9 protein-coding genes are annotated in these 12095 nt (G+C 38.8%); 1 reads left to right on the forward strand and 8 read right to left on the reverse strand.

Annotated features, from left to right (window positions below; all coding sequences use genetic code 11):
• Positions 1–20 precede the first annotated feature (20 nt).
• Positions 21–752, forward strand: coding sequence for an alpha/beta fold hydrolase (locus BZZ03_RS08030; protein WP_086582964.1), 732 nt, complete (start codon positions 21–23; stop codon positions 750–752).
• A 14-nt stretch (positions 753–766) separates the two neighbouring features.
• Here the strand turns inward: BZZ03_RS08030 and BZZ03_RS08035 are convergent, their stop codons facing one another.
• The 8 genes from BZZ03_RS08035 to hemH form a co-directional block, all read right to left on the reverse strand.
• Entirely contained in the window at positions 767–2203 is a 1437-nt protein-coding gene (locus tag BZZ03_RS08035; protein ID WP_086582965.1) for a glycoside hydrolase family 1 protein, read from the reverse strand.
• Between the two features lies 1 nt (position 2204).
• On the reverse strand, positions 2205–3650 hold the full coding sequence (locus tag BZZ03_RS08040; RefSeq protein ID WP_019294068.1) for a glycoside hydrolase family 1 protein: 1446 nt from the start codon (positions 3648–3650) through the stop codon (positions 2205–2207).
• A gap of 14 nt (positions 3651–3664) precedes the next feature.
• Positions 3665–5590 carry a beta-glucoside-specific PTS transporter subunit IIABC gene (locus BZZ03_RS08045; protein ID WP_086582966.1) on the reverse strand — a complete coding sequence of 642 codons (1926 nt, stop codon included), beginning with the start codon at positions 5588–5590 and terminating at the stop codon, positions 3665–3667.
• 80 nt (positions 5591–5670) lie between these two features.
• Positions 5671–6510, reverse strand: a complete 840-nt coding sequence (gene licT, locus BZZ03_RS08050; RefSeq protein WP_017370540.1) for a BglG family transcription antiterminator LicT — start codon at positions 6508–6510, stop codon at positions 5671–5673.
• 191 nt (positions 6511–6701) lie between these two features.
• A complete protein-coding gene (locus tag BZZ03_RS08055; protein WP_086582967.1) occupies positions 6702–7193 on the reverse strand; it encodes a YcjF family protein in 492 nt (163 codons plus the stop codon).
• A gap of 451 nt (positions 7194–7644) precedes the next feature.
• Complete coding sequence (locus tag BZZ03_RS08060) at positions 7645–8541, reverse strand: class II fructose-bisphosphate aldolase (protein ID WP_017370538.1); 897 nt, start codon at positions 8539–8541, stop codon at positions 7645–7647.
• A gap of 157 nt (positions 8542–8698) precedes the next feature.
• Complete coding sequence (gene thrS, locus BZZ03_RS08065) at positions 8699–10639, reverse strand: threonine--tRNA ligase (protein ID WP_017369132.1); 1941 nt, start codon at positions 10637–10639, stop codon at positions 8699–8701.
• A gap of 361 nt (positions 10640–11000) precedes the next feature.
• The gene (hemH, locus tag BZZ03_RS08070; RefSeq protein WP_086582968.1) at positions 11001–11948 is read right to left on the reverse strand and encodes a ferrochelatase; all 948 of its coding nucleotides are present in this window, start codon (positions 11946–11948) and stop codon (positions 11001–11003) included.
• Positions 11949–12095: the final 147 nt, after the last annotated feature.

The raw sequence follows: 12095 nt of genomic DNA on the forward strand, positions 1-12095 counted from the left end.
CTAACATCAAGGACAAACTAATGGAAAAATATATTATTACAAGTGATAAGGTGAAAATTTACTATAAAGTTGAAGGTAAAGGACCTGCACTTTTACTGTTACACGGCAACTCACAAAATAGTAATATCTTTAAGCCACTTATCAAAAGGCTAAAAAGTGATTATACTTGCATTTCAATCGACACACGCGGTCATGGAAAAAGTCTTTTTAACGGAAAAAAACTTAGTTTTAATCGTTTAATGGAGGATGTACTTGAAGTGATGCAAGCTGAAGATCTCCAGTCTATCAATCTGCTTGGTTTCAGCGATGGCGCAAATATTGCAATGCTTCTAGCCAGCAAGTACCCTACGCGCATACATCGCTTAATCCTTAACGCTGGCAATTCCACCTATGCTGGACTTTATAGCTTGGTACGCTTCACAGTAAAATCACTAAACATTTGTGCACATTTACTGCGTAGACCTTCACCTGCTTTGCAACTTCTTTTAGAAGATGTGCTTCAAAATATGGATGAACTAGAAAATATCACTGCTCCCACACTTGTCATCAATGGCCAGTTTGATGTGGTTAAAACTGCCCATGCGCATGATATTGCAAAGCATATTCCTAACAGTCAGTTTTTTATTATCCCTTGGGGAAGCCATCTGAGTTTCTATTTTCGTCCCACAAATTTCAGTCAGATTGTCCGTCATTTTCTAGAGGATACTTGGAAACCTCCTGTTAATAAAGCTCTCAATAAAAAAACCACTTAAAGTGGTTTTTTATTTCAAAGTCTTTGACCGTTTGATGCAATGACTTCTTTATACCAATCAAAGGATTTTTTCTTCGAACGTTTTCCTGTACCATGAATTTCATCATCCAAATCCACATAAATGAAGCCATAACGTTTGCTCATTTCTCCAGTTGAGGCAGAAACAAGGTCAATACAGCCCCAAGGTGTATAGCCCATCAAGTCCACACCATCTTCAACTGCTTCTTCCATGGCGATAATGTGTCTGCGTAAATAATCGATACGGTAATCATCTTGAATGCTGCCATCAGCTTCGACTTTATCGATAGCTCCTAAGCCATTTTCTACTATAAAGAGTGGAACCTGATATCGTCCATAAAGATCATTTAAGGCATAACGTAATCCATCAGGATCAACGGCCCAACCCCATTCACTTTCTTTAAGAAACGGATTTTTTACACCCCCGAGTACCATATTCCCACTTGCTTCAACTCCTTCTTGGGTTTTCGATTCTACAGTTGACATATAGTAACTAAAACCGATGTAATCGACTGTTCCTTTTTTCAAAGTTTCCAAATCTTCTTTCGTTATCTCTAAGTCTTCTTTTTTAATACCATATTTTTTATGAAGTCGATGTGTAAAGACAGGATACTCCCCTCGCACTTGAACATCATTACAGAAGTAATTGAATTCTTGAATACTTTGTTGAGCAGCTATCTGATTGATTGGATTGGCATCAAAAGCATAAGTTGTCGAATAAATACTCATACAACCGATGTGTAAATCTTTGTTTAAGGCATGTCCAAATTCTACAGTTAATGCACTTGCAACAAATTGATTATGCCAAGCTTGGAAGACATTCTTTTTATCATCTCCACCATTTGAAGGTACTAAACCTTGACCCAGAGCCGCAAAGAAAGTTGCAGAGTTAATTTCATTGAAAGTCATCCAGTATTTCACTTTGTCTTGATAACGCTCCAACAAAACTTTGGCATAACGAACATAGAACTCAATCAATTCCCGATTTTTCCATCCACCATATGCTTTAGCAAGATGAAGCGGCATTTCATAGTGAGAAATTGTGACTACAGGTTCGATATTGTATTTCAAACATTCGTCAATCAATTGGTCGTAGAATTTAAGACCGGCTTCATTAGGTTCACTTTCGTTTCCCTTCGGAAAGATGCGGGACCAAGCTACAGAAAAGCGATAAGCTTTAAAACCCATCTCGGCGAACAAGGCGATATCTTCTTTAAAATGATGGTAATGATCAATCCCTTTGTGGTTGGGATAAACATATTTGTCTTCATCAATGGTCCAGTCAAAGTCTGGTGAATTGAGAATTCCTAAGCGTTCTTTCCCACCTGGCATCGCATCTGCGACCGAAAGTCCTTTTCCATCCACATCAAAGGCACCTTCCAATTGATTAGCAGCTGTGGCACCGCCCCATAAAAAGTCTTTTTTAAATGTCATTTTATTTTTCTCCTAAAATCGTTTCGCCATTTGAGGCAATTACTTCTTTGTACCAGTCAAAGGATTTTTTCTTTGAACGTTTTAATGTTCCTTTACCGTCATTGTCCATATCTACATAGATAAAACCATAACGTTTCCGCATTTCCCCAGTTCCTGCTGAAACCAAATCAATACAGCCCCAAGGTGTATAACCCAGGAGATCCACACCTTTATCAATTGCACGGCTCATCGCCTTGATATGTTTTTGGAAATAATCGATACGATAATCATCATTGATTGTACCATCTGCTTCGACTTTATCTTCCATACCTAAACCGTTTTCCACAACAAAGAGCGGGACTTCATAGCGGTCATACAAATCCATTAAGGTATATTCTAACCCTGTCGCATCAATCTGCCAGCCATATTCACTGGCTTCCAAATAAGGATTTGCTGCACCTCCCATCAAGTTCCCCATCGAAGGCTCTGCCCCTTCTTGAGTCGTTACGCAAAGTGTCATATAGTAACTGAAAGTGTACATATCAACTCTTCCTTCTTGGAGCAGCGCATCATCACCTTCTTCTTTTTGGATTTCAATTTTTTTATTTTGAAAGTATTTTTCGATAAGCGCTGGATATTTCCCTTTAACTTGGACATCACCGACAAACTTATTCACAAGCAGGTCGTATTCTTTGGTTTGCAAGATATCTTCTGGGTTTGGTGTAAGAGGGTACATAGTCAAATGAGCAATCATACAGCCAATCTTAAACTCTGGATTAATCTTATGGCCCTCAATGACCGCCTTTGCACTGGCAATAAAAGTATGATGTAATGCTTGAAATCTTTTATGCTCATCTTCTGGAATCGCATTGAGCGCAAAATCACCATGTGGATGAAGGCCTAAAACTGTAAGTTCACCGTGTGGCATTGTACCAAAATTTAGTTCGTTAAAAGTGATCCAGTATTTCACTTTATCTTTGTAGCGCTCAAAACATACTTTGGCATAATTCACATAGAAATCAATGGTTTCCCGGCTTAAAAAGCCGTCATATTTTTCCATCAATCCCAAGGGAATTTCAAAGTGACTGAGTGTAACCAACGGTTCAATGCCATGTTTCAAACATTCATCAAATACGCGATCATAAAAGAGTAAACCTTCTTCATTAGGTTGCGTTTCGTCTCCCTGAGGGAAAATGCGCGACCAGTTTATACTCAGTCTAAATGTTTTAAAGCCCATTTCTGCAAATAAAGCAATGTCTTCTTTGTAATTATGATAGAAATCAATCGCGCGATGTGAAGGGTAATATGTCTCCTCGTCAAGCACTGGTGTAAAATGACGTTCCTTGTTTTTTCCACCTACTGTTTTCATATCAGCTACAGATAGTCCTTTGCCACCAACATTATAAGCACCTTCTGCCTGATTGGCCGCGATAGCTCCACCCCATAAAAAGTCTTTTTTAAAGCTCATTTCTCTCTCCTTTTTTATACCGGCTGAACAACCAAACCATCAGCTGTTTTTACAAGACCAGTTAATAACTCTTCTGCTCTATGAATAACTGTCTTGTCAGTGATTACAATATCTGCAAAATCACTGCTATTAGTTATAATAATCGGCACTTGTGTACTGAAACCTGCAGCTTCAATAGCTTCCATATCAAACTTCAACAATAAATCGCCTTTTTGAATCTTTTGTCCCTGTGAAACAAAGGATTCAAAATATTTTCCTTCTAGCTGCACGGTATCAATGCCAACATGTATAAGGAGTTCTGTTCCTTGCTCTGAAATTAAACCAATAGCGTGTTTTGTAGGGAAAACAGTCATCACTTGTCCATCAAATGGGGCATAAACTTCACCAAGTGTTGGCTCAATTACTGCTCCTTTGCCCATCACACCTGCAGCAAAAGCTGCATCATTGGCTTCAGATAACGGAAGGACTTTGCCTTCTAAAGGAGTCGTAATATGTTCTTCACCTACTGCTTGTGATACACGAGTTTGATTATTTGTTGTTTCTTTTGGTTGTTCTTCCTCTGAGTTTTCATCTTCAAAACCAAGAATCCATGTCAAGGCAAAACCTGCGATTACAGCAATGATTGCTAAAATAATCATCTTAACTGCTCCCGAAATATCACCATCTAAACTGATATTTGTTGTGAAACTAAAGACACCTAAGCCGCCCATTGTGTATCCTTTAATACCCATTCCCATAGCAAATGCACCAATAATACCACTTACCACACATGAAGCCCAGAAAGGACGTTTCTTTGGAAGTGTTATCCCGTAGATTGCTGGCTCTGTTACGCCAAACCATCCTGAAATGAAAGCAGGGATTGCTAACTCACGTAATCGTTTATCTTTTGTTTTCACCATTACTGCTCCCACTGCACCAGTCTGAGCAAATGAAGCACCTGATGCTGCAATAAGTAATGCAGTTGGTTCACCTTGTGCTAAAGAAATGATGGCAAAAGGCACAATTGCCCAGTGCAAGCCAAACATAACCAAAATTTGCCACGTAAAGCCTAACACAAGTCCAAAGATAATTGGACTGAATCCTTGTAAGGCGAGAAGTCCTTTCCCTAAAGCATCAGAAGCAATGTTCATGACTGGCCCAATAATGAGAAAACCTAAAGGAATTGCAATCAAAGCTGTAAAGAAAGGTGCTAGAAAAAGTTTCACCACGTCAGGGATAATTTTCTTGAGCTGTTGTTCAAGAAAGGCCGCAAAAGCTGTAATAGCGATAATAGGCATAACTGATGAACCATAACCTGCTGCTGGCACTGAAAATGGAATTCCAAAGAAGTTTAGCCCTCCACTCTCAGCGAAAGTTTTTGTGACTGAACCATCCACAAATCCAGGATAAACCAAGGCTGCGGCAATCAGCATCCCAACAAATGGCGAACCGTTAAATTTTTTCATCGCTGTATAGCCGATAAAAATTGGTAAGAACAAGAAAAGTCCATCGCCCATAGAATTAAGGACAGCATAGGTTGATGAAGCCTGGAAGCTTGCACCCAATGCAAAGGATAAAATCGCGTTCAACCCTTTAATCATACCTGCTGCCGCTAAGGGTGCTAAAATAGGCTGGAAAATTCCTGAAATCATTTCGACAAACTTATCGAAAATATTTCCCTTGGCTTTCGTCTGAGAAGAATCCATCTCTAGCTTACCGATAACATTATCTACGTCAGCGCGGACATCAGGAACATGGTTCCCAATGACAACTTGGTACTGTCCACCAGCTTGCATGACAGTGACAACACCATTCATCTTCTTCAGTACTTCTGTATTCGCGAGACTTTCGTCTTTCAACTTAAAACGTAGTCGCGTAATACAATTTGTCAATGAGAGGATGTTTTCTTTCCCTCCCACATTTGCTACAATGTCTTTTGCAAGAGCTTCATATTTGCCCATCACAAACCTCCATAATATAATATATTTTTAGAGGTCTCGCCAACTTAATGTCACGATCCATTTGTTACCAAAGTTTAGTTTTATTGGATTTTCTCCAAGATACGTGCCAAATGCACAGTCATGTAAATCTGTTCGCTTTCAGAGACTTCATAATCCCTTGTTTGATTTAAAAATTCGCTCACTTTACGTGTGCCAAGATAAGCATTGGGATATTTGCGCACAATAAGAGCAAAAAGTTCCTTGTCGGTTTCTTCTACTCTAGCACTACCTGCTAAAATCCGCTCCGTAAAGAATTTTAAATGTGTAATGAAGCGTTGGAAGTAAATATCTTGTTCATCAAAGGTGATTTTCAAAGTATACTTTAATGTCGTTAAAATTTCTTCCATAAGCTTGGTCAGCTGCATCGCATACTCATGACCAGTACCAAGGGTACCGTTAACGATATGCATCGTCAGAAAACCTGCTTCATCTTCTGGCAGCTCTACACCAAATTGTTCTTTGACCTTTTCCAATGCTTTCAAACAGATTTTGAACTCTTCTGGAAAGAAACGTTTAATATCCCAGAGCAGAAAATTCTTCACCGAGATGTTTTCTTCAGTACGCAGAAGCGCTGCATGAAGATGGTCCGCAAAAGCAACAAGCGTTGTATCTGAAACTTCCTTATCAAACTTAACTTTAACCTCGGATAAAGTCACCATCGAAAGCTCAATGATAGCACTCGGAATTTCGTTTAAAATCTCCGAAAAACTCTGTATATCTGAACTGGCTTTTAAACCAAAAATCTTTTCGATTTTATCAACCTCAACTGCTTGACCTATTCTTTTCTTGAAACCAATACCAAGCCCCATAAGGATGATTTCTTCATTTCTGCTATTAATTGCTATGACCACATTATTGTTTAGGATTTTTCTGATTTCCACAATTCACCCCTCATTTCACAAAAATAGACCCTATCGCCCCTATGACAAAAATAGAGTACGATAAGGTCTAGCTTAACTTAATAATCACTATCCGTTTTTATGAAACCGCTTTTATATTAGTATACTGTATTATCAAAATCTTGTCAAGGATAAATTTTAAAATAAAAAAAACTGCTAATGACTAGCAGTTTTTATTTTTTTTGTTGAATTAAAGTTTTAAGTGTATCTGTCAGTATTCCTTCGAATTTTTCAGTATCTTTCGTGATATCGATGCCTTTTTCTAATGAAGCAGCTGCACTCCAGCCAATCGCTTCAGTGATTACCGCAGCTATTGAAGCATTGACCACACTACCTACACCTGGAATCAAAGTAGCCAATGATCTTCCTATATACGGAATCAATGTCACCCTTATAAAGTTTACGACAAATTTATCACTAAACTTCACGTCATAAATATTATAAATACTTTTCAGCATCTTTAACTGAATAGGTACTAAAATTAAAGCATCAGCAATAGGTATCGGCAGAGCACCTACGCCCGCAGCAGTGATCGAGGCTCCGTGAATTGTTCTATGAACCTTAGAAGCTTTATCACTACTTATAGATTTTTTTACCGTTTGAGGTATTTGTCCGTTCATTTCTTTTGAAACTTCTGTATTCTTACGTTTTTTTATTCCTATCATCTCTCCCCCTCATTTCTTCACTATTTATTGTCTGAGCTTCATCGATCTAAGTTTCAGATTTATCCTGCAAATCGTATGTTCTTTGCTCTTCTTTAAGTTTAACATTTTCTTTCAAATTTTTGACTCAATCTGACTTCACTTACTTCCTACTCCGAAGTTCACACAAAAAAAGCTTGCCAAAAGTGACAAGCGTTCTTTTAATCATATTTCAAAAAACTGATTAATCTTGGTTTGCTCACAATCAGAGATTGCTTCGCAGAACAAAAACTATATTTGTTTGCTCACAATCAAAGATTGCTTCGCAGATCAAAAACTATATTTGTTTGCTCACAATCAGAGATTGCTTCGCAAATCAAAAACTATATTTGTTTGCTCACAATCAGAGATTGCTTCGCAAATCAAAAACTATATTTGTTTGCTCACAATCAGAGATTGCTTCGCAGAACAAGGCTTACGCCTTGTTTGCTGAACCGAAAACGTCGATACGTTCTTCAACTGATGCAGTGATTGCGTCGAAACCAGGTTTCAAGAATTTACGTGGGTCGAAGAGTTTTTTCTTCATGTATTCAGCTTCATTAGCGTTAAATTCAACGACGAATTCACGAGTTGCTTTTGCAAATGCAAGTTGGCATTCTGTGTTTACGTTGATTTTAGCTACACCGTTAGCGATTGCTTCGCGGATTTGATCGTCAGGGATACCTGAACCACCGTGCAATACGATAGGAACATTTTTGCCCATAGCTTCAACGAGTGCTTCGTTCAATTTAGTCAAGTGATCGATGTGGAGACCTTTCCAGTTTTCTGGATAAGGACCGTGGATGTTACCGATACCAGCTGCAAGGAAGTCAACACCAAGTTTAGCCATTGCTACTGCATCTTCGATAGGAGCAAGTTCGCCTTCACCGACGATACCGTCTTCTTCACCACCGATAGAACCAACTTCACACTCAACTGAGATACCTTTAGCGTGAGCTTTTGTGATAACTTCTTCAGCAAGTTTAAGGTTTTCTTCGATTGGAAGGTGTGAACCGTCAAACATCAATGAAGAGTAACCAACTTCGATACATTCCAAAGCATCATCAAAGTGACCGTGGTCAAGGTGAATAGCTACTGGTACAGTGATTCCCATTGATTCTACAAGAGTTTCAATGAGGAGTTTACACATTTTGTAACCACCCATGTATTTAGCAGCACCCATTGAAGTTTGGATAAGTACTGGAGTCTTTTTAGCTTCTGCTGCGCGCAAGATAGCTTGAGTCCATTCAAGGTTGTTTGTGTTGAAACCACCGATAGCGTAACCATTGTCACGAGCGGCTTGTACGAATTTTTCTGCTGAAACGATTGCCATTTCAAATTCCTCCGAATATTTTCTATTACTGTCTTAGTATAGCATTTTGTGAACTATTTTTCTAGTTATAAGTCGTGAATGCGCTTGTATTCTGGTTTTTTTAGAAAATAAAACCTATGGTAATAACAAATAAAAAGAGAGTTTCCTCTCTTTTTTATTATTTAGTACGGCTGTAGTTAGCTACGTCTTCTTGAATATTTTCGATAAATTGATCCAAGCTAATAACTTCGGTATCTGTTGAACCATAACGGCGAATGTTTACAGTACCATCTGCCATTTCTTGGTCACCCACAACGATTTGATAAGGAACTTTACGTGTTTGGGCTTGACGGATTTTATAACCCATTTTTTCATTTGATTCATCAACAACGATACGCAATCCTTTTTCTTGGAGACGTTTTTTGATTTCCCATGCGTAATCGGCATGAATTTCGTTGTTTACAGGAATGATGATTGCTTGAGTAGGTGCCAACCAAGTTGGGAACGCACCTTTATAAAGTTCAATCAAGTAAGCTGTAAAGCGTTCCAAAGTTGAAATTACACCGCGGTGAATCATGACTGGACGGTGTTTCTCACCATCTGCACCAACATATGTGATGTCAAAGTTTTCAGGGTTAAGGAAGTCCAGCTGGATAGTTGAAAGTGTTTCTTCATTACCTAAAGCTGTCTTAACTTGGATGTCCAATTTTGGTCCATAGAAGGCTGCTTCGCCTTCAGCTTCAACGTAGTCAAGATTCATATCATCCATTGTTGCTTTAAGCATACGTTGTGATTTTTCCCACATTGCATCGTCTGGGAAATATTTTTCTGTGTCTTCCGGGTCACGATATGACAGACGGAAGCTGTAATCGTCGATACCAAAATCACGGTACATTTCCATAATCAATTCAAGAATTTTTCCAAATTCTTCTTGGATTTGATCAGGTGTCACAAATGTGTGACCATCATTCAGTTGCATCACACGTACACGTTGAAGACCTGAAAGTGCGCCTGATTTTTCATAACGGTGCATTGTACCGAACTCAGCGATACGGATAGGTAATTCGCGGTAGCTGTGTACGTGGTGTTTATAGATAGCAATGTGCGATGGGCAGTTCATTGGACGAAGCTCCATTTGCTCACCATCACCCATATCCATTGGTGGGAACATGTCTTCATGATAATGTTGCCAGTGACCTGATTGCTTATAAATGTCCAAGTTCATCAAGTTTGGTGTGTTAACGTGCAAGTAGCCTGCAGCGATTTCACGGTCTTCTACGAAACGTTGGATTGTACGGCGAATAGTTGCTCCATCTGGAAGCCAGTAAGCTGTACCTGCTCCCAAAGAAGCTTCATTGAAGAAGAGATCTAACTCTCGACCGAGCTTACGGTGATCACGTTCTTTCGCTTCTTCACGCATTCTCAAGTTTTCTTCGAGGTCTTCTTTATTAAACCAAGCAGTACCGTAAACACGTTGCATCATTGCATTATCACTATTTCCACGCCAGTAAGCTCCTGCCACATTAAGCAATTTGAAGAATTTAATAAAGCCAGTTGATGGCACATGTGGGCCACGGCAAAGATCTGTGTATTCGCCTTGACTATAGATTGTCAAGCCGCCTTCATCTTCATTGTGTTCTTCGATAAGCTCAAGCTTATAAGGATCACCAGCAAAGATTTCTTTCGCTTCTTCTTTGCTTACTTCTTTACGAATTGAAGGGAAATTTTCTTTTGAGATACGACGCATTTCTGCTTCGATTTTTTCCAAATCATCGTTTGAAATTTGTCCTTCTTCATTATCAGTATCGTAGTAGAAACCATTTTCAATAGCTGGACCTACACCAAGGTGAATATTTGGAAAATGACGACGTGCTGCTTGAGCAAATAAGTGAGCTGCAGAGTGACGAAGTAAACCAAAAGCATCTTCATGATCCGGTGTTACAATTTCAAAAGTTGCATCTTCTTTGATTGGACGGGTCACGTCAATAAGTTTGCCGTTGACTTTACCAGCCAAGGCTTTTTTAGCCAAACCAGGTGAGATTGATTTCGCAATTTCAAGTGTTGAGATGCCTGCCTCAAATTCTTTGACAGCACCATCTGGGAAAGTGATTTTAATCATATAAGCCTCCAATTTTTTGTTAACATATTTTAGTTTTGGGGATGAGCACTGAGGAAATAAAAAAACGCAGATCAACTCCCTCTAAAGGACGCGATCTGCGTGTTACCACCTTCTTAATTTTTTCGGCATAAAAAGCTTCAAAAATATCTCATCTTTGACGTAACGTGTCAGCCACGCTTTCTGTTCTCAGAAAGAATTATCAGAGTGGTATCTTTAGCAATCACAATACGAGTTCGCACCACACACTCGCTCTCTTGGAAAGAATTGGTTAAAGACTTGTCTCTAATGACCATTTTAGGATTTTCTTTATCTTTTGTCAAGTCCTTTTGAGTAAGTTTTTTGATTTTTTAGAAAATAATATTTATTTTTCCTCTGCAATCTCTTTGACAAGCTCAGCAAAAGCCATATCTTCATTAAACGGTGAGACATAGACATACTTTTCACCACCATTTTCAAGGAAGTATTCTTTATTTTCCTCTTCAAGCTCTTCAATCGTTTCTAAACAGTCAACTACAAAGCCAGGTGCAACGATAAGAATTTTTTTGACACCTTGTCCTGGAAGTTTCTTCAAGGTATCATCGGTTGCGGGAGTCAGCCATTCGGCGGGGCCAAATTTTGACTGATAGGTTTGATAATGTGGGAAATCGCCAAGTTCTTCCATAATTAAACGTGTCGTTTCCGTGCATTCGTCTGGGTAAGCATCTCCATCCGTTACGTAAGAAAGCGGGATACCGTGGTAAGAAAAGACCACAGCTTCAATGTCCTCTTCATTTGCAAGGGTTTCTTTTATCTTCTCAGCAAAATATTTGATATAGAGAGGTTCTTTATAAAAGGAGCGTATAAACTTTAAATCCACAATATGATCTTTTTTCAAAAAAAAGTTCATGACACTATCAAAGACCGAACCTACTGTTGTCCCTGAATATTGTGGATACATAGGAAGAACCGTTAACTCCTCCACACCTTTACTCAAGAGACTTTCCAGACTACTTTCAATACTTGGTTCACTGTAGGACATCCCCATAGCTACTTCAACGTCAGGACAGATTTGCTGCAGGTTTTTTTCCTGAGCTGCTGTGTAGGTAAGCAGTGGAAACGCGCCGTCTTTGACAATCTTTTCGTAAAGCTTAGCTGATTTTTTCGGCCGAGTATTAAGAATGATACCATTGAGAAGCGGTTGCCAGAGCAAAGGATGAGTCTTAATCACGCGCCGGTCAGATAAAAATTTCTTCAGATATTTTCTTAGAGCTTGGGGCGATGTATTCTCAGGTGTACCAAGATTAACTAAGAGAATGCCTCTTTTTTTCATGCGATATATGTCTCCTGTATTTTCTAAAATTCAACGGACAATCCAATTATCCTATTTTCTATTTTACCTGAATTTCATAAGTTATTCATTAATATTTTGAGAAAATCTATGACTTAGAGCAAAAATGGCAAGAAAAAAACGAGAAAA

It is taken from the genome of Lactococcus petauri, assembly GCF_002154895.1.
GTDB lineage: Bacteria > Bacillota > Bacilli > Lactobacillales > Streptococcaceae > Lactococcus > Lactococcus petauri.